This window comes from Deltaproteobacteria bacterium HGW-Deltaproteobacteria-4, assembly GCA_002841765.1.
GTDB lineage: Bacteria > Desulfobacterota > Desulfuromonadia > Desulfuromonadales > UBA2197 > UBA2197.
The window spans coordinates 23500-42167 of sequence record PHAV01000012.1 but is presented as its reverse complement, the minus strand read 5'-3'; the positions used below and the strand labels follow the sequence as shown (position 1 = coordinate 42167).

The following is an 18668-nucleotide window of genomic DNA, read 5'->3' as shown; positions in this document are numbered from 1 at the left end:
CATTTCTCACCTCCCCTTGCAGATTGTCCTGGTCGAGCCGGAGATCCCCCCCAATACCGGCAATATCGCCCGCCTTTGCGGTGCCACCGGCACGACCCTGCATCTGGTCAAACCCCTCGGCTTTTCCATTGACGACCGCCAGCTCAAGCGTGCCGGTCTCGATTACTGGGACGCCGTCGATCTCCATCTCTGGGATTCCTTCGCCGAACTCCAGACCGCTTTTCCCAACGGTCGCTGGTGGTACACCTCAAAGAAGGCGGCACGCACCTACATCGCTGCCGACTATCAGCCCGGCGATCTGATCGTCTTCGGTAAAGAGACAAAGGGACTGCCGGAAGAGCTCCTCACCGCCCAGGCAGAACGGGCGATCCGCATTCCGATCTTCTCCGAGCGGGTTCGTTCTCTCAACCTCTCCACCAGCGCCGGGATCGTCCTCTACGAAGCACTGCGTCAGTGCGGCCGCCTAGACTGAATGGCAAAGCGCTCGTTACAACCGACTTCAGACGATAACTCATCAGAAAAGCTCTGTTCCAACATAAACTTGAACCTGCCACCGGAGGATTCCTCCCATGCAAAGTGCCAAGATAAGATCAGAACCACTTCGGAACGGTGATCGACTGGCCATCGTTGGCGGTGGGCCGGCGGGTTCTTTTTTTGCCATTCACCTGCTCCGAGAGGCTCGGCGCCTGAATCTGAATCTGGAGGTCGTGATTCTGGAGCGCCGTTCCCCCATGGACGCTGAGGGGTGCGGAACCAAGGGTTGCAATTACTGTGTGGGGGGGATCAGCCCTCGTCTTAACAAACTTTTGGAGGAACTCGGCCTGGTCCTTCCTCCTGAAATCATCCAAGGCACCTTCGATTACGTCTGGATTCAGGGGCAGTGGAAGAACTTCCGTCTCCGGGTTCCGCCCGGTTTGAAGCTGAATGCAGTTTATCGTGGATCCCTTCCCAGTCGCCGCGATAGCCCCGCAGGTTTCGATGCTTTCCTTTTAAACGAAGCCATCAAGGAAGGAGCCCAGCTCCGTTTTGGACGAGTCCTGGAGGTGAATCATGGTGTGGTGAGGCGGCCGATTCTGACCGTCGTAGATTCCGATCAAAATGAATCGAGGCTGGAGGTTGACTTTGCGGTCATGGCTATGGGCATCAATGCCGGGGGGGATCAACGCCTGGCGGCAGCTTTGCGGCGGATGAACCCTGATTATCGCCCCGGCCAATCCCGCAATACCCTTATTTTTGAGCTGGACTTAGGGGAGGAATACTTGCGGCGCCTGATGTTCAAGGAGGTTCATTTTCTGGAATACGGGACCAAAGAATTTCCCCTGGAGCACGCCGCCTTGGTCCCCAAGGGGCGATTTCTCACGGTGTCACTCATTGGACGCTGTGTGGATGAAGCAGGGACGCCCAAGGATAATCGTGCCGTGGTGAAAGCCTTTCTGGCTCTCCCCAATGTCCGTCGCATACTGCCGGGCATAGAAGATATCGCTTTAAGCTGCGTCTGCACCCCGCGCATTGCTGTGACCACTGCCAAAGCTCCTTATGGTGATGGCTTTGCTCTGATTGGCGATGTCGTTGGCTCACGGCTCTACAAAGATGGTCTCTTCTCGGCACACCTGACCGCTAGTTGCCTGGCGAAATGTCTGCTTCATGTGGGACTTGATCGCAAGGCTCTGCAAGCAGGTTATGGCAAGACCATTCATTGGCTGGATGTTGACAACCGTTTTGGGCGGGTGGTGTTTGCCCTGAGCCGCATCTCCTTCAGCCGTCCCCTCATCGGGCGTATCACCTATCAAGCCTTTGCCACCGAATACAAGTTTCACAGCAAAAATCGCCGTCCGCTGACGGAGGTTTTGTGGAAGATCGCCAGCGGCACCGCCAATTACCGTGAAGTGTTTCGGGATATGTGCAGATTCCCAGTTGTCTGGTCGCTTTTGCGGGGTGCGTTCCTGACCCTGCGCAACGTCATCGTGGAGTATATTTTTGGCCTAAAGTGGGGGGAGTACGGACGTTATCCCACCGTTCTGCTCAAGGAACGGCGTGAGGTCGTCAAGGAGCAGCTGGGTGCGAGCTTGGGAAGCCCTCTGGAAACTGCCCCGGAGTTTGAGGCAATGTATGCGATCATGATTCGCGGCTCCTTTGAAGAGATCTTGGGGGAACTTGCGCGTTTTGGTCATCCTGATGCCCGTTACCTCCAGCTTCGCATCGTCGATGTGCGCTGGGTGGGGGGGGTGCCCAACGAAGTGGGTTCTGAAGTGCAGTATCAAATGCCTCTGGTTGATCTAAAGGCATGCCTGAAGCTTACGCAGCGGGTGGGGAACGAAACTTTAATGTACGAGCTAAGTGAGGATCTTTGCACCGGCGGAAAACTTATCTTTAATCTGGCACCAACTAAGGGGGGCACAAGACTTGTCATCTACGCGGCCTTCAATTACCGCAGGGGTAAAAACCTGATGACAAAGATCCTCTTTCGCACGGCCCGGGCACTTTACCCTGGGTTCATTCACGACGTCGTGTGGAATCACGCGCTCTGTACAATCAAGGAAGAGGTGGAACGACCTCACGATCGATCCGGGATTTAAATGAATCTTGCCTGTCGGAGTCCCCTCTCTTAAGTTAATCCATGGTCACCCGGTTGCGACCGTCGAGCTTGCTGCGATACATCAGTTCATCGGCACGTTTGACAATCGATTCTGCTGACTCACCGCTACGGCAGACAGTCCCCCCGATTGAAACCGTCACCCGGAGATTCTCAGCGCCACGACTGATAAAACTGCTGGCAATCAGCATGCGGACCCGCTCGGCAATGGCATTAACAATCACCGCTGTGGCCCCGGGGAGGATGACGACAAACTCTTCGCCGCCCCAACGGGCCGCGACATCCATGCTGCGCAGGGAACTGCTGATGGACTTTGCCACCATGATCAGAACCTCATCCCCCTGCCGGTGCCCGTAGTTGTCGTTGAAAATCTTGAAGTGATCGACATCGAGAAAGAGAAGGCCGAAGGGGCGGGCATGTTCCTGCCATTCGTAAATACGGGTCGAGAGGGTCACTTCACCATAGCGACGGTTACCGATGGTGGTGAGGGCATCCTGATAAACTTCATGTTTAAGCGTTTCAAGTTCCCGGAGGAGTTGCAAGGCCGATGAGTTGTCGGTAAAGATCTCGACGGCGCCAATGATAATCCCCTGATCATCACGCACCGGAGAAGTCCTGACCGAGACAGCAACCCGATGGCCGAATTTATGGTGAAGAAAGACGCTCGATTCACGGGGTTTGCCATCGCTTATGGAGGCGGCGAGGGGGCAACCGTTGATACAGAGTTCGACACCATCGGCATCGACATGACGCAAAAGATTGTCGGCGCAGCAATGACCGATCATGTCTGATTTTGAATAGCCGGATAAGCGTTCGGCGGCGGGATTCCAATAAGTGATCCGTCGTTCACAATCGACAAAGTAGACCCCGTCAAAGAGGCTGTCGAGAATCTTTTTGCTGGTGATATCATTCATTAAGAGCTCTTTCGGTACAAGAAGAATTATCTCCTCCGCAGTAGTTTGTCTCTGCTGCCGTGAAAATTATTCTTTCATATTAAGCTGATCTTTATGCAGATTTCCAGTATTAATTTTTTTTGCGTAAACGACAAATGAGGATCATGCCGGGCTTGCGCTTTTAAACAAAGTCTCCGGCAATAAAAGGCAGAATCTAAATTACCCTTGAAAGATAAGGAGCTTCTCTCTATACTCCCAACCTTGCCAACCACCCGAACTCCGGAGTCACCTCCTTTGTCATCATCGAATTTCACCCTCGCCCAACTTGAAGCTGACATTGCCAAAAAGAGCGCTTTTGTCGAACCGCTTTTGACCGAGATCGGCAAATCGATCGTTGGTCAGCGCAAGCTTCTCGAAGCTTTGTTGATTGGCCTCCTTTGCCGCGGTCACGTCCTCATCGAAGGAGTGCCGGGCCTGGCCAAGACCCGCACCGTTAATGCCCTGGCCCGCGCACTCGATCTCTCCTTTAAACGCATCCAGTTCACCCCCGATCTCCTCCCCTCCGACCTCATCGGCACCCCGGTCTATCACCCCGGCCGTGGCGAGTTCGATATCCGCAAAGGACCGATCTTTGCCCATGTCGTTTTGGCCGATGAGATCAACCGCGCCCCGGCCAAGGTGCAATCAGCCCTCCTCGAAGCGATGGAAGAGGGGCAGGTCACCCTTGGCGAAGTCTCGGAACTTCTGCCACAGCCCTTTATTGTCCTTGCCACCCAGAATCCTCTTGAACACGAAGGGACCTACCCCCTCCCCGAGGCACAGGTCGATCGCTTCATGTTCAAAGTGATCGTCACTTATCCGCTCCGCCATCAAGAGGCCGAGGTCATCGATCGCATCAGTAGCGAGAGTAGCGTGGAGATCCGTCCAGTGGTCAGCGCCGCCACCCTGGCAGCGGCGAGCGAAGCGGTGCGCACCTTACATCTTGACGACAAGGTGCGGGACTACATTCTCGACATTATCGAAGCAACGCGCGAACCGTCCATTTGCGGCAAGGGGGAGTTGCAATCCCTGATCGAGCACGGTGTTTCGCCGCGCGGCAGTATTGCCCTGGCCCGCGCCGCGCGGGCGCACGCCTTTTTGCGCCATCGTCCCTATGTCATCCCGGACGATGTGCTGGCGGTCGCCATGATGGTGCTGCGCCACCGTCTCCTCCTTTCCTACGAAGCCGACGCCAAAGGGATCAGCAGCGATGAGGTACTTGCGCAGATTTTCTCCGCTGTTCCGACGCCCTGAGACCGAGGCGACGCCGATCCCGCTGGCCAACCGCGGGCTGGTGCGACGACTGGAGATCAATTCGCGCCGGCGTCTCGCCGCCAACCTTGCCGGGGCCTACCGCAGTCAGTTTCGTGGCCAGGGGATGGAGTTTTCCGAGCTGCGCCCCTATCAGCCCGGGGACGATGTTCGCACCATCGACTGGAATGTCACCGCCCGCACCGGAGTGCCGCATGTCCGCCAGTACCGGGAGGAGCGCAGCCGCTCTCTGACCCTGCTCGTTGATCTCTCGGCTTCCTTTGCCGGTGCCAAGCGCGATCTCCTTTTCGAAACGACCGGCCTCCTTGCGTTTGCCGCCGCCAACAGCGGCGATCGCGTCTCCCTGGTCGCCTTTACCGACCGTATCGAGCACCTCATCCTCCCCGAGACCGGCGTCCGGCACGCCCGGCGGATCCTTGCAGAACTGATTGCGCATCGACCGAGGGGCCGTTGCACCGATCTCGCCCCCCCGATCGAAGCAGCCCTGCAGCTCAACCGGCGACCGGGCATTATAATTCTCATCTCGGATCTGCACGCACCCCTGCCGCTGAAACGATTGAGCGAAGCCCACAGCCGCCACGATCTTGTCATTCTTATCCCCCGTGATCCGCAGGAGATTCTTCCACAAACCAGAGGTTTGTGGCGGGTTTCCGACCGCGAAACACTGACAGAGAAGATTGTTGATCTCTCCAGCGAAAGCAGGCGCAAAACTTATGCGGCGCAATGGGAATACGGCGATATCGAACTGACCGAACAGTTACACAGCTTGACCATCGATCACGCTTTTCTGAATGCCGGGGAGTCGGTCCTGCCGACCTTATTGCGCCTCTTCCGGCGCCGCAGCGGGAGACGTCGGTGATCAGCATAACCTTCCGACCTCTCATTGGAATCTTTCTTTTAACACTGTTGCCAGCGGCCCTCGTGCTGGCGTCTCCGGTCGTCCAGCTTGACCCTGCGACACCGATCCTCGGCAAACCTCTCTCTATCATTATCACTCTCGAAAACGAAGAGACCGGACTCGCCGGCCTCCCCGACCTGAACTCCTTTGAACCACTCGCCCCCCCTCTGCATCTCGGTCAAGAGATCCGCCTCGTTGTCCTGCCGCTGCGCCCGGGAGTTCGGGAGATCCCTCCTTTTCCCTTGCAAGTCGGCACCGCCCGGCAAATCGAAACCGAGCCACTGTCGGTCACCGTTCTGGAGGGGGTTGCACAGGATGCCTCTATTGCTCCTTTCAAGCGTCGCCCCTTCCCCCTGGTCGGTTCCGGTCCGGGTGGCTGGATCGTGGCCGGCGCCCTGCTCCTCCTACTCTTCGGGGGCGGATTTGCCCTTCTTTGGCGCTGGTGGCACCGTCCCGACTTTTACAAACTTCCGCAAGCGATCCAGTTGGTCCGCCTTGAGGCCCGAGCCCGCCAACTCCCGGTTTCAGCGGCATGCAGCAGTCTCCTCGAAGAGATCAGGGAGCGCCGCTTTGCACCGCTTCCCAGCAGCACGGACGATATTCAACGCTTGCATCGTACATTGTTGTCCCTGGTCGCAGTGGGGGACAAATGAACTTTACTTTTACCGCACCGTATCTCCTTTGGCTCCTCCCTTTGGCGCTCCTCCCCTTTATCCCGCGCCGACGTGTCAGTTCTCCTTTATCCTCCCTTGAGCCGCTGCGTCGTCTCAAAAACACCTGGCGCCTCCGTTTTTACCGGCTTAATAGCTGGTGTGCGGCGTTGACGATTGCCGTGCTTATTCTCCTTCTTGCCGATCCGGTGCAACGCGAAACGCATCGTACGACGGTGCGGGAAGGAGTCGACCTGATGCTCGTCCTCGACGTCTCCGCCTCCCTTGGCGCCACCGACATCCTGCCGAGCCGCATGGTTGCCGCCCGCAATGCCGCTGCTGACTTTCTGGCAGAGCGCGACAACGACCGGGTCGGGGTTATCCTCTTCTCGGGCGTACCGGTTCTCCTTTCGCCGCCGGTTCTTGACAAAGGACATCTCATTGCCCGTCTGCGGGCAGTGGAGGCCGATCGCTCCGGAACCGGCACGGCCATCGGCGACGCCCTCGCCACGGCTCTGGCCCGACTCAAGGATTCGCCGGCGCAGAGCAAGGCGGTCATCCTCCTCACCGACGGCCGTTCAAACCGGGGGAGTATCACCCCGCGCGCCGCGGCCCGCGCTGCCGCCGCCCTCGGGATTCGCATCTACACCATCGGTTTCGGCTCGCTGCAAGGGAGCGAGATCCCTTTGGGCAGCTCCGGCGCCCCTGCCCGCCTCGCCGACGGCTCGCTGCTGCTCAGTGCCCTGGAAGAAGAGCCCTTGCTCGAAATCGCCCGCCTCACCGGCGGCCAGCACTTTCTTGCCAGCAGCGGCGAAGCACTGCGCGACGTTTATCAGCGCATCGATGCGCTGGAGAAGAGCCCGCTCGAGGTGAAAGACCGGATTACCGATCACCCGCTGGCGCCGCTTCTGCAAAGACTTATCCTCCTCCTTTTGGCTGCGGAACTCCTCCTCTTCCGCCTCTGGCTGCGGATTCGACCGACCGGTTATCTTTTGGATCTCGTTGCCTTGACCGCCTTTTCCCTCCTGCTGATCCCCCCGCCCGGGGCCGGGCCGATTTTACGGGGCGAGCAAAATGGTCCGGATCTCGCTCTGGCCATCGACGTTTCTGCCAGCATGGCCTGCAATGATAGCGGTGAAACCCGACTTTCTTTGGCGCAGCGGGATGTGCGGACGCTGATTACATCCCTGCCGAACAGCCGTTTCAGTCTCACCCTGGTCGGCGGTGAAGGGGTGGTGCAGGCGCCCCTCACCGAAGATCGGGAAGCGATCCTCTTCTTTGTCGACCGCCTCCTGCCGAGGATGGTTGCTTCGCCCGGCTCGGCACCGGAAGAGGGGATCCTCACCGCCCTCTCAACACTGAGCAGTGCCGGTCGGGAACGGGCCGTCATCCTCCTTTCTGACGGTGAGCGGACCATACCGACTCCGGCACCGCGCCTGCCGCAGTCAATTCCGGTCTACACGATCCCCCTTGGCAGCGTTGCCGGGAGCCCGGTTCTTCAAGTCAACGGTCAGGTGCAGCGCGACCGCAATGGTGCCGCCTTCATAAGCCAAAGAGATGATAACCGCCTGCGGCAGATCGCCGCCGTCACCCAGGGAGAGATGCTCCTGCGTCCGGATAGCGCGCCGGCCACCCTGGCTCTGATAGAACGCTGGCGGCCTCCGGAGCTCCTGACGCCGCCGGCATTGTGGTGGCTCTGGTCAGCTCTCGGACTACTGCTGCTACGGCAATTTCCCTGGTCCCGCAAAGTGCGGGGCTGGAGCGCCTGGGTCCCGGCCTTTACCATGCTGACCCTGATTGTCAGCGCCTGCGGCCACATCATCGAGCGGGACGAAAATGATTTTGACAACGGCATGCGCCACGCTAAAAACGGCGCTTTCGAGGATGCGGCCCGTGCCTTTGCCCGCGCCATCCACAGTCTCCCCGCCAATGAACGGGGGCTGGTTCTGTATAATCAGGGAACGGCACTTTTGCAGGCAGGCGCTGCTGCCCCGGCGGTCACCGCCCTGGAACAGGCGCTCCTCCTCCTCCCCGGCGATGCGGCGGCGCGAACCAACCTTGCTCTGGCCTTGCGTCTGCTCGGCGATCACCCGGCCAGCGGCAGTGGCGATGGCGAGCGTCAAAACGAAGAGAGTTCCGTTGATGCGCCGATGAATCGTGAACAAGCCCTGCAACTGGTTGAAGCGGTGAAACCGCAAGTCTTTGCTGAGACTGCTAGTCAGGCGGAAAGCCGTGAACGCACCGTCGAGAAGGATTGGTAATGAGGCCAGTGCTCTTCATCATTTTTCTCCTCTGCCTGGTCTTGAGCAGCCCCGGACCGTCGGCCGCCGAGAATCTCCCGGCGGTACGTCTGCTTCTCTCCAACCCGGCGCCTTATGTCGGCGAAGAGGTCATTGTCACCCTCGAAATCCGCACTGCGCCGCGCCCGCAGAGTGCCATTACCCCGATCTGGCCAAACCTCGACAGCAGCGCCAGCGCCGAGCTCCCGACCCCTCCCCCCCGTCTGGAGGAGGATCAAGCTGTCCTCGTGCAGATCATGCAGCGGGCTGTCCGTCCCCTGCGCAGCGGCCGACTCCCCCTGAGTAGTGCCGGGGTGAGCATCGCCGGCCAGACTTATCATGCACAACCGGTCGAACTGCGGGTGCTGACCTTGCCGGAACAGGGACGACCGGAAGGCTTTGCCGGGGCTATCGGTCAGGTTACGATGGAGCTGCAGGCTGAAGGACGGGGCAGTCGCGAGATTCAGCTGGTGCTGAGCGGTCCGGCGGCGCTCGAAACCTTTCCAACGCCGCAAGCCGAAGTTGGCGCCAACGAACGGCTGATTCTCCTCCAGGATGGCACAGTCGGCACAGCGCCGCAGGAGAGGACCCGCACCCTGCGCTACCTTTACCTCCCCGGCGGCAATGATCGCGGCCGACTCGCCTTCCGCCTGCCGGTCTTCGATCCGCTGGCGCACAAATATGTCGTTCTGAATGCGGGGATCGAGCATATACCGACCTGGCTGGTGCACAGCACCTTCCTTCTTTTCACCTTCCTTGTCCTTTATCTTCTGTTGCGTTCGTACCGCAAGAGCCGCACTCCGCGCACGGTCGAGGAAGCGTTGGAGCGGATTATCGGCCGGCCGCCAACGCAGCTCTGCCGCGACGAAATTGTCGAGATCCTGCGGCGACGCGGTGCCGATCGCCAGCTCCTGTCGAATCTCGCCGCCTACTGGCAAAGCCACGATGCGCAGCGTTTTGCCCCGGATGCACTGCGTGCAGGTGAAATTACGGGAGAGGAACAGCAAAACAGCCAGCGACTTCTTCTGCAGCTGATCCGGATGAAGAGCTGGCTGCGCTGGTTGCTGACTGCTGTGGAGAAGACGATCAAGGATCAGTTGCGGGCGAGGATGGCCAAACTTTCGATGTGATGAGTTTTGCGTTTAAGCTCCCCTCATGGCTTAGTGAGGACCAACTTCGGGCCTGAAGGGCATACCGCGGGACATTTACTGCGTCATTAATCAAAAACAATAAAAAGTTTTTATTTTCATGAAGAACATGCTAGTTATTTTAAAAAGAATAGAAGCCTTAAAGGGCGCCACAAATGATGAATTTTTTAAGTTGTGTTGTACGTGGTGCGTGAATTTCATACCCGATGTGAGCAATGAAAGTAACGCCTGTGAGATTTCATGAGCAGAGATGATCAAGAATTGAATAAGCCGAGACGAGGATGTTTACTGGTGTGCCTGACCTTGCTGCTGATGCTTGTCGGGCTGCCCGCCGGCGCCTCTCTCGCGGCTTCCGCCGCGGCACAGGAGCGGGCCGTTTCCCTGGCGCGCGCCGGGGAATTCAACGAAGCGCTTGAGATTCTCGGCGAACTCCATCGAAAGTCTCCCGACAGCCAGGCGGTTACTTATGATTATCTGGCCGTGCTCGGTTGGGCAGGCCGGGATGGGGAGGCTGTTGCTCTTGCCGAGGGCCTGACGCTGGATTTGGCGCCGGCTTATGTGCTGGAAGCTGTCGGTAAAGCCCTGCGCAACACCCGGCGATTTGAGGAAGCGACCACCCTTTATGACCTGGCGTTGGCGCGCTTCCCCGCCCATCGCGATTTCATCGAGGGGCATGTCTATGCTCTCGCCGAAGCGGGCGAATTCGCGGCAGCCGATGAGCGCATCGCACGGCTACGCGCGCATTATCCCCGTGAGCTCTGGCCTCTGCGCCTTGATGCCTATGTGGCGACTCTGCGTGGTGATTTCCTGGCTGTGCTCGACCGTAACCAGCGTATTTTGACGCTGGCTCCCGAGGACTCCGCCGCCTTGCGCGGGCGCATCCTCTCCCTCGAAGCCCTGGGCGCCACCCATCGCGCGCAGTTGTATGCCGAACAGCACCCACACCTCTTGAGTCGCGAGGAACGGTTGCGACTGCATACCAGAAGCGCCGCCCAACAGGTACGATGGGGAAGCCTGGAACCCGAGTCAGAAGAGAAGCGCTTTGCCGAAACCGATCGGGCCCTGGCGTTGATTGAAAAGAATCTCGCCGAACTTGACGTCAAGGATCCAGTGGCGCGACCCTTTGTGTTCCAGGCGCGCTTTGATCGAGTGGTGGCACTGCGCGATCGGGTGCATATGGCTGAGGCTATCGCTGAATACGAAAGCCTGGCCGACGAAGGTATTACTCCTCCGGCCTATGCGCTGCAGGCCGCCGCCGAGGCCTATCTGTACCTGCAAAAACCTGAGGTGGCGCGCGATCTCTACCTGCGGGTGCTCGCTGAAGAGCCACAGAACTTTGAAGCCGGCCTCGGTCTGTTCTACGCCTACATCGAAACGGAGGATTTCCCCAGCGCCTACGACCTGATCGATCGGATGCAGGCTAAACAGCCTGTGTGGCGCCTGGGACGAGGAGTCGGTGCCAATCGCGAACGGCTCGACGCAGAAGTCGCCGCCGGTTTGGCGCGAGTATTAGCCGATGACCTAACCGAAGGGCAACGACGTTTTACTACCATGCACGCCACCGCGCCGCACAACCCCGACCTGGTGCGTGAGTTGGCCAATATTTACGGCGCAAGGGGCTGGCCGCGCCTTTCCCAACAGACCTACGCCGATGGCCTCGACATCGAGCCCGGCCATCCCGGTCTGCAAATGGGACATGCCGCCACGCGACTCGATCTGCGCGAGTATGACGAAGCCCAAACCGAAATTGCCGATCTTTACCGTCGCTTTCCCGAAAACCGTCAGGTACAGCGACTACAGCTTCTGTGGGACATCCACGAACTGCGCGAACTGCGCACCGAAGCCGCCTATGCCGACAGCAGCGGTGCCGAGCCTTCCAGCCAGGAACTGCGCCTGAGCAGCACTCTATTCTCCTCGCCCTTTCTCACCCACTACCGGGCCTTCGTCTCCGGCTTCTGGAGTCGGGCCGATTTCCCCGAAGGCCGGGGCATCTACCAGCGTTACGGGGGTGGTTTGGAATATCGCGGCCGCGACCTGATCGCCAGCCTAACGGCCAGCGCCAATCATAGTGACGGCAGCGATCTCGGACTGGCCTTCTCCGGAACCTGGTATCGCGACGATCACTGGTCATTCCCCTTCGCCCTCGAAATATTCAGCGCCGATACTCCGCTGCGCGCCCTGCGCAATGGCGTCGACGCCGATGCCGCGCGTCTGGGGGTTGATTATCGCCAAAGCGAACTGCGCAGCATGGGCCTGGGCGGGCAAACCATGGATTTCAGTGACGGCAACCAGACTGGCCGCATGAGCGCCTACTGGCGTGAGCGCCTGGTGACTAGGCCCCATTACAAGCTCGATGGCGTGGTGGATCTCTACGCGTCAACCAATCGGCGCGACGATGTTCCCTATTTCAGCCCCGAGCAGGATTTTTCCGCCGAACTGACCTTCGACAACGACTGGCTGCTATATCGGCGCTACAGTCGCACCTTCGGTCATCGCCTGGCACTGTCGGGCGGCGGCTACTGGCAGAAGGGTTTTGGCACCAATCCGGTGGGGGCCATACTCTACGAACACAACTGGCAGGCGGATTATCGCTTCAGTCTCAGCTACGGCGCGGTGCTGAGCCGCCGTGTCTATGACGGCGACGGCGAAACGGGTGTCGAGTATTACCTGCGCCTGGGTTGGAGACTCTGATGATGCGGATTAGAATTGTTTTCTTGTTGCTCCTGATCCTGAGCGCACTGGCCCCCACACCGGCCCGCGCCTTCGTTGCCTTATCCTACCACGATGTGCAGGACGTGGTGGATGATCCTGACGGCATGGCGGTGTCGCGTGATAACCTCGTCGCCCAGTTCAGCTGGCTGCGGGAGAACGGTTATACGCCGGTGAGCATCGATACTTTGCTGGCGGCGCAACGCGGCGAGCGGCCCCTGCCGGACAAGGCGGTACTGCTGACTTTTGATGACGGCTACGCGAGTTTCTATACCAAGGTGTTCCCCCTGCTCAAAGCTTTCAATTACCCGGCAGTGCTGGCCCTGGTCGGCAGCTGGCTGGAAGTTCCGGCAACGGGGCAGGTTGCCTACGGTGACTCTCTGGTGCCGCGCGAGCGCTTCATGAACTGGGGACAGATTCGCGAGGTCGGCGCCTCGGGCCTGGTGGAAATTAGTTCACACAGTTACGACCTGCACCGTGGCATTCCGGCCAATCCCCAGGGCAACGTTCAGCCGGCAATGACCACGCTGCGCTATGACGCCGCCAGCGGTCGTTATGAAATGGACGAAACCTATTTAAAGCGTCTGCGCGCTGATTTAGCACGGAACTCCGCCTTGCTCAAGACGCAGCTTGGCAGCAAGCCACGCGTCATGGTCTGGCCTTACGGTGAATACAATCGCCACGCGCAGGAACTGGCTGTGGAAGCCGGTATGCCCATCACCCTCACCCTGGATGTGGGCAAGAACGACCCTCAAGCACTCGGCGCGGTGCGCCGGGTGCTGATTCTTGATAACCCGTCGCTCGCCGACTTTGTCTGGCAGATGCGCAACCCCCAGTGGCAAAAGCCGCCTCCGATCCGGGTCGTTCATGTCGATCTGGACTATGTGTACGACCCTGATCCCGCGCAGCAAGAAACCAACCTTGGCCTGCTGCTTGACCGCATTCAGAAACTCGGTGTCAACACCGTTTACCTGCAGGCCTTTGCCGATCCCGACGGCGACGGTGTTGCCGATGCCCTCTATTTCCCTAACCGTCATCTGCCCCTGCGCGCCGATCTCTTCAACCGCGTCGCCTGGCAACTACGGGTGCGCACCGGGGTGCAGGTTTATGCCTGGATGCCGGTGCTGGCCTTCACTCTGGGCGATGAAGCCGATCAGGTATTGGCCTGGTCCGAGGACAACAGTGTGTCGCCCGATCCTCACCAGTATCGCCGCCTGTCGCCTTTTTCTCCACGCGCCAGACAATTGGCCGCCGAGCTTTACGAAGATCTGGCCAAGCATGCCGCCTTTGCCGGATTGCTGTTTCACGACGACGCATTGCTCTCTGATTTCGAGGATGCAAACCCTGCATCCCTGACCGCTTATCAGGCGGCCGGACTACCCGGTGACATCGGCGCAATCCGTACCGATGAGGCGCACAAACGCGTCTGGACGCGTTTGAAAGGTGAGGCGTTGCACGATTTCACCGCCCATCTCGCCGAGCGGGTGCGCACCTGGCGGCCCGCCGTCAAGACGGCGCGCAATCACTATGCACGACCGGTACTGGAGCGGGACAGCGAGGCCTGGTTCGCCCAGAGCCTGCCGCGCTTTCTTGAGAAGTATGATTACACCGCCGTCATGGCCATGCCCTACATGGAAGGGGCCGAAGATCCCGATGCCTGGCTGCACACCATTGTCCAGAGCGTCGCCAAGGTACCCGGCGGCTTGGACAAGGCGGTCTTTGAGTTGCAAAGCGTCGATTGGCGCAGGAGCAACGAAGCCATTCCCGGCAGCGTTCTGGCGCAGCAGATGCGTCTGCTGACTCGCGAGGGCGCCCGGCATTACGGTTATTATCCCGACAATTTCTTCCACAACCAGCCGCGGGCGGAGGATTTGATGCCGATCATGTCCTTACGCACCTACCCCTATCTGCCATGATGCTCACCTATCTCGAACAGGTCCGAGGCGCGCTACTGGCCTTTTTGTTTTTCTATCCGCTGTTCATGGCCTATTTCTGGATGATCGGCGCCATTTATTACTATTGGCGCCACGAGCGCAACCAGGGCGGTTACCAGAACGAACCCAAACTGCGCGAATATCCCGGAGTGTCCCTGGTGGTGCCCTGCCACAACGAGGGCGATAACGTGCGCGAGACGATTGTCGCGCTGCTCAACCAGACCTATCCCGACTTCGACATCATCGCCGTCAACGACGGCAGCAATGACGACACGGGGGCAATCCTCGACGAGTTGGCCGATCAGCATCCGCGCCTGCGCGTGCTGCATTTCACCCAGAATCAGGGCAAGGCCATGGGGCTGCGCATGGCGGCCCTGACATCACCCCACGAGTTTTTAATCTGCATCGACGGCGATGCCTTGCTCGATCCCCACGCCACCACCTGGATCATGAGTCACTTCGTCAACGGCGCACGGGTCGGCGCAGTGACCGGCAATCCTCGCATCCGCAACCGCTCGACCTTGCTCGGCAAGGTGCAGGTCGGCGAATTTTCGGCGATCATCGGCATGATTAAGCGCGCCCAGCGCATCTACGGACGCGTCTTTACCGTTTCGGGAGTGGTGTCGGGTTTTCGCAAATCGGCGCTGCACGAAGTGGGGTTCTGGAGCCTTGACAAGGTGACCGAGGATATCGACATCAGCTGGAAACTTCAGCTCAATTACCAGGACATCCGCTTTGAGCCCAACGCCCTGTGCTGGATTCTCATGCCCGAGACGCTGCGCGGTTTGTGGAAGCAGCGGCTGCGTTGGGCACAGGGCGGCTACGAGGTGCTGCTCGCCAATATCGGTGGCCTGTTCAACTGGAAAAAACGGCGCATGTGGCCGGTGGTTCTCGAATTCGCCGTCAGTGTCATCTGGAGCTACAGCATGCTGGCAGTGGTGGTGCTCTGGAGCCTGAGTTTTTTCATGCCCCTGCCCGAATATCTGGAGCTGCCCTCCATGGTGCCTCACTGGCCCGGGGTGGTGCTCGGACTGACCTGTCTGCTGCAATTCGCTGTGAGTCTGCGTATTGATTCACGCTATGAAAAGGGTCTGGGGCGCTGTTACTACTGGATGATCTGGTATCCCCTGGCTTTCTGGTTGATCAATCTGCTGGCCTCCATCGTCGGGCTGCCCAAAGCCTTGTTCAAGCCGCGTGGACGCCGCGCCACCTGGGTCAGTCCCGATCGCGGCGTTGCTCAAAGTGGTGAAGGAGTCGCCCCATGAAGCCACCCATCATCGAAAACCCCAAGGGAGTCTCGCGGTTGCAGCGCTACAGCCAGGGTGTGTTGACCGGCATGTTCTGGGTGTTTCTCGGAGTGCTGCTGTGGCCGCTATTGACTCTCGGCGCCTGGCTGTTGGGCGGTCATCTGGCCTTTCTGGCGATGTTTCGCTTCGATGGTCTCGGCAGCTTGTTTCGCGTGCCATTTGTGTACATTTTAGTGGTGGTGCTCATCGGGGTGGTTCTGATCGGATGGTCCAGCTACAACCTGCTGCGCTTTCGCCATCACGAGCGGCGCACGCGACAGCCCGATGCCTTGATGCAGGCGCAACTGGCGGAATTTTTCGGCGTGGAGGAGGAACAGGTGCGGCGCTGGCAGACAAGTCGACGCATCGTCATGAGCCATGATGAGCAGGGTCGGCCGAGCTAGGGAGAGGGCTGAGGTTCACGGCGCCCCGGTCGCGAAACTGAAGACAGGACCAAAGCATGCACGGGATCAGTTGCGAACGAGAACGACCAAACTTTCGATGTGATGGGTTTGCGGGAAGAAATCGAAGGGTTGGGCGGAGAGGCAGCGATAGCCGTTATTGAGGAGGGTCTTGAGATCCCGGGCTTGCGTGGCCGGGTCGCAGGAGATATAGAGGATGCGCGGCGGGCCAAGGTCGATAAGTTCGCGGCAGACATCGCTCGCGCCCTCCCGCGGTGGATCGAGGACGACGAGATCGAAGGGTGCAGCCTGACCGTAAGCGCGCAGGGCACCAAAAGCCGGACGGGCGTAAAATTGGGTATTTTTCAGACTGTTTTGTCGGGCATTAATCTTGGCTTGGATGATCGACGGCGCATAATCCTCCACACCGACGACTTCGGCACAACGCAGAGCCAGTGGGAGCGAAAAATTTCCCATTCCGCAGTATAGATCGATAACCCGCTCCTTCCCTTGTAACTCTGCGGCGCTGAGGACGGCGTTGAGCAGAGTGCGATTCTGCTCGAGATTGATCTGGGAGAATCCTCCGGCCTTGTACGCCAACGCCAAGGGCGGCGTGTCGCAGTTGATGACCAGATCTTCCTCGCCGCAAACATGACGTAATCCCTCTTCCCGACGATCACTCTGCACGAAGAGCGCAAAATCCTCCTGAAGAGCCAGGGGGCGCAGCAGCTCTGCGACTTCAGCGCCGGCATTGTTGCGGGCATGGATGACTAGCCGCACCTTGCCGCGATCATCGATGCCCGCGTCGATTTGGGGGATATGGGTGGCCACGGCGGTTCCGTCAATCGCCGACTTCAGCAATGGAATCAGCTGATTCACCGCCGCCGGCAGCAGGGGGCAGGCGTTGATTCCTTCGACGTTATGACTCCCTTTGCGAAAAAATCCGAGAGTAAAATCTTGGCTGCCGTGGCAACATTTGAACTGGGCGCGACTGCGATAGGCGTAAGGTTCCGGCGCAACGACAATCGGCCGGATCTTCTCGGCGGCTACCCCGGCTTGACGCTGGAGGAGATCGCGATAAATCGCTTCCTTCCACCTTGCCTGCTCGCTATAAGGCAGGAATTGCCACTGACAGCCGCCGCACAGACCAAAGACCGGACAAGGTGGTGTGATCCGCTCGGCTGCTGGCTGGAGGATTTCGACCAGTTCGGCTTCGGCCCAGCGCCCCTTGTCGCGAACAATGCGACAAAGGATCTGATCACCGGGAGCGGTCAGCGGGACAAAGATCGCTTTGCCGTCGAGACGACCGAGACCGTTGCCGCCAAAGACGAGGTTCTCAATGGTCAATTCGAGCATCAGCGCATCCTCAGAATCGTCGACGCCGAAGGTTTAATGGCTAATTCGGCACGAAGGAGACGCAGGGGGACTTCCGGGCGGCTGAGATAGTTCTGCACTTCGTTTTGATAGCTGGCGACGAGTTCTGCCCGCAGTGCATCGACACGGCCCCCTGGAACCCCCATCCGCTCCAGAACCTTGTTGGTCGTCAGGCTCACTCCAAAGCGTTTTTTGCCGGCCGTCAGCAACTCTTGATCGATCAGCAGCTCGTTGCTCAGCGCCAGTTCGATCTCGACAACAATCCGGACCCGATGATAGTCACCGAAGTAGCGGTTGGTCTGATCATAATAACGCAGGTGCAGACCGTTCGTGAGGATCTCCTCGACGAAGGGAGGGGGCACAATGGCGGGGACAGCCGGCAGGACAGAGGACGGCTGACTGGCGGGAGGGAGGAGCATCACTTGTTCTCCTTAGTTTTACGGCGCTCGTTCTCGATCCAGTCGAGGCGGCTCCAGAGTCCCTGCAGAATGCGTACATCCCGTTCATTGAGACCGGCGCGACTGAAGATGCGACGGAAGGTGCGGAGGATGTGTTCAGGATTCTGCGGGTCAAGGTAACCGATCTCCAAAAGGCTCTGGCGCATGTGACTGTACATCGCTTCAATCGCCGCGGAGGGGGCGCTCTTGCGTCGCCGTTCCCGCACTTTCCCTGCGGCTTGTGCGGCCGCCTGACCGACTTCATAAAGGCAGACAGCGACAGCCTGAGCGAGATTCATCGACGGCAGTTCGTCGCTGGTGGGGATGGTGAGGAAGCGCTGACAAAGATCAAGTTCGTTGGTGTGGAGGCCGCGATCCTCGCGACCGAAGACCAGGGCGGTCGAAGCCGTGGCTGCTGCCGTCAGGATCTCCCGCCCGGCATCATTGGGGTGGATGAAGTCCTCCCGGTATTTGCCGAACCGACGGGTGGTGCCGATGGCGAGGCTGCAGCCGGCCAGGGCGTCAGGGAGGGAGAGATAGACCCGCGCCTGCTCCAGAAGGGGAGTGGCCCGCACCGCCATGCGTCGCGCTTCTTCACCGAGGTGATCCGTCTGGGGATTAACCAGACGGAGATCCGCCAGACCGAAGTTCATCATCACCCGGCAGACCGAGCCGATATTGAGAGGACCTTGCGGTTCGATGAGAATGACGGCAATGTTGGTTAATGGCGTTGCTGGCGCGATGGAGAGAGACAT

14 protein-coding genes are annotated in these 18668 nt (G+C 59.3%); 10 read left to right on the top strand and 4 right to left on the bottom strand.

What is annotated here, in order from left to right; translation table 11 throughout:
- The first annotated feature begins 1 nt into the window (after window position 1).
- Window positions 2–472, top strand: a complete 471-nt coding sequence (locus CVU69_09655) for a tRNA (uridine(34)/cytosine(34)/5-carboxymethylaminomethyluridine(34)-2'-O)-methyltransferase TrmL (protein PKN12027.1) — start codon at window positions 2–4, stop codon at window positions 470–472.
- Window positions 473–569: 97 nt separating this feature from the next.
- Window positions 570–2576, top strand: coding sequence for a hypothetical protein (locus CVU69_09650; GenBank protein ID PKN12001.1), 2007 nt, complete (start codon window positions 570–572; stop codon window positions 2574–2576).
- A gap of 34 nt (window positions 2577–2610) precedes the next feature.
- Here CVU69_09650 and CVU69_09645 read toward each other — a convergent pair whose 3' ends face one another.
- A complete protein-coding gene (locus CVU69_09645) occupies window positions 2611–3507 on the bottom strand; it encodes a sensor domain-containing diguanylate cyclase (GenBank protein ID PKN12000.1) in 897 nt (298 codons plus the stop codon).
- Window positions 3508–3780: 273 nt separating this feature from the next.
- Here CVU69_09645 and CVU69_09640 point away from each other — a divergent pair, with 273 nt between their 5' ends.
- The 8 genes from CVU69_09640 (at window position 3781) to pgaD (ending at window position 16105) form a co-directional block, all read left to right on the top strand.
- Window positions 3781–4779 carry an ATPase gene (locus CVU69_09640; protein ID PKN11999.1) on the top strand — a complete coding sequence of 333 codons (999 nt, stop codon included), beginning with the start codon at window positions 3781–3783 and terminating at the stop codon, window positions 4777–4779.
- Window positions 4736–5656, top strand: a complete 921-nt coding sequence (locus tag CVU69_09635) for a DUF58 domain-containing protein (protein ID PKN11998.1) — start codon at window positions 4736–4738, stop codon at window positions 5654–5656. Before CVU69_09640 ends, CVU69_09635 begins: the two co-directional genes overlap by 44 nt.
- Window positions 5657–6227: 571 nt before the next feature.
- Window positions 6228–8606, top strand: a complete 2379-nt coding sequence (locus CVU69_09630) for a hypothetical protein (GenBank protein PKN11997.1) — start codon at window positions 6228–6230, stop codon at window positions 8604–8606.
- A complete protein-coding gene (locus CVU69_09625; GenBank protein ID PKN11996.1) occupies window positions 8606–9754 on the top strand; it encodes a hypothetical protein in 1149 nt (382 codons plus the stop codon). Before CVU69_09630 ends, CVU69_09625 begins: the two co-directional genes overlap by 1 nt.
- Before the next feature lie 258 nt (window positions 9755–10012).
- On the top strand, window positions 10013–12463 hold the full coding sequence (gene pgaA, locus CVU69_09620; GenBank protein ID PKN11995.1) for a poly-beta-1,6 N-acetyl-D-glucosamine export porin PgaA: 2451 nt from the start codon (window positions 10013–10015) through the stop codon (window positions 12461–12463).
- Window positions 12463–14397, top strand: coding sequence for a poly-beta-1,6-N-acetyl-D-glucosamine N-deacetylase PgaB (gene pgaB / locus CVU69_09615; protein PKN11994.1), 1935 nt, complete (start codon window positions 12463–12465; stop codon window positions 14395–14397). The genes pgaA and pgaB overlap by 1 nt, the downstream gene beginning before the upstream one ends.
- Complete coding sequence (pgaC, locus tag CVU69_09610) at window positions 14394–15680, top strand: poly-beta-1,6 N-acetyl-D-glucosamine synthase (GenBank protein ID PKN11993.1); 1287 nt, start codon at window positions 14394–14396, stop codon at window positions 15678–15680. The genes pgaB and pgaC overlap by 4 nt, the downstream gene beginning before the upstream one ends.
- The gene (gene pgaD, locus CVU69_09605) at window positions 15677–16105 is read left to right on the top strand and encodes a poly-beta-1,6-N-acetyl-D-glucosamine biosynthesis protein PgaD (protein PKN11992.1); all 429 of its coding nucleotides are present in this window, start codon (window positions 15677–15679) and stop codon (window positions 16103–16105) included. The genes pgaC and pgaD overlap by 4 nt, the downstream gene beginning before the upstream one ends.
- Before the next feature lie 66 nt (window positions 16106–16171).
- On the opposite strand, the gene CVU69_09600 is transcribed toward pgaD, so the two are convergent.
- The 3 genes from CVU69_09600 to CVU69_09590 are packed head-to-tail and all read right to left on the bottom strand — an operon-like array spanning window position 16172 to window position 18668.
- On the bottom strand, window positions 16172–17458 hold the full coding sequence (locus CVU69_09600; GenBank protein PKN11991.1) for a 23S rRNA (uracil(1939)-C(5))-methyltransferase RlmD: 1287 nt from the start codon (window positions 17456–17458) through the stop codon (window positions 16172–16174).
- Entirely contained in the window at window positions 17458–17895 is a 438-nt protein-coding gene (locus CVU69_09595; protein ID PKN11990.1) for a hypothetical protein, read from the bottom strand. Before CVU69_09595 ends, CVU69_09600 begins: the two co-directional genes overlap by 1 nt.
- The gene (locus CVU69_09590; protein PKN11989.1) at window positions 17895–18668 is read right to left on the bottom strand and encodes an RNA methyltransferase; all 774 of its coding nucleotides are present in this window, start codon (window positions 18666–18668) and stop codon (window positions 17895–17897) included. Before CVU69_09590 ends, CVU69_09595 begins: the two co-directional genes overlap by 1 nt.

Bases quoted from the DNA above. Each gene is read 5' to 3' on its own strand.
- CVU69_09650 (PKN12001.1), top strand. From the start codon at position 570: ATGCAAAGTGCCAAGATAAGATCAGAACCACTTCGGAACGGTGATCGA.
- CVU69_09645 (PKN12000.1), bottom strand. From the start codon at position 3,507: ATGAATGATATCACCAGCAAAAAGATTCTCGACAGCCTCTTTGACGGG.
- CVU69_09635 (PKN11998.1), top strand. From the start codon at position 4,736: ATGAGGTACTTGCGCAGATTTTCTCCGCTGTTCCGACGCCCTGAGACC.
- CVU69_09630 (PKN11997.1), top strand. From the start codon at position 6,228: ATGCAGCAGTCTCCTCGAAGAGATCAGGGAGCGCCGCTTTGCACCGCT.
- CVU69_09625 (PKN11996.1), top strand. From the start codon at position 8,606: ATGAGGCCAGTGCTCTTCATCATTTTTCTCCTCTGCCTGGTCTTGAGC.
- pgaA (PKN11995.1), top strand. From the start codon at position 10,013: ATGAGCAGAGATGATCAAGAATTGAATAAGCCGAGACGAGGATGTTTA.
- pgaB (PKN11994.1), top strand. From the start codon at position 12,463: ATGATGCGGATTAGAATTGTTTTCTTGTTGCTCCTGATCCTGAGCGCA.
- pgaC (PKN11993.1), top strand. From the start codon at position 14,394: ATGATGCTCACCTATCTCGAACAGGTCCGAGGCGCGCTACTGGCCTTT.
- pgaD (PKN11992.1), top strand. From the start codon at position 15,677: ATGAAGCCACCCATCATCGAAAACCCCAAGGGAGTCTCGCGGTTGCAG.
- CVU69_09600 (PKN11991.1), bottom strand. From the start codon at position 17,458: ATGCTCGAATTGACCATTGAGAACCTCGTCTTTGGCGGCAACGGTCTC.
- CVU69_09595 (PKN11990.1), bottom strand. From the start codon at position 17,895: ATGCTCCTCCCTCCCGCCAGTCAGCCGTCCTCTGTCCTGCCGGCTGTC.
- CVU69_09590 (PKN11989.1), bottom strand. From the start codon at position 18,668: ATGTCTCTCTCCATCGCGCCAGCAACGCCATTAACCAACATTGCCGTC.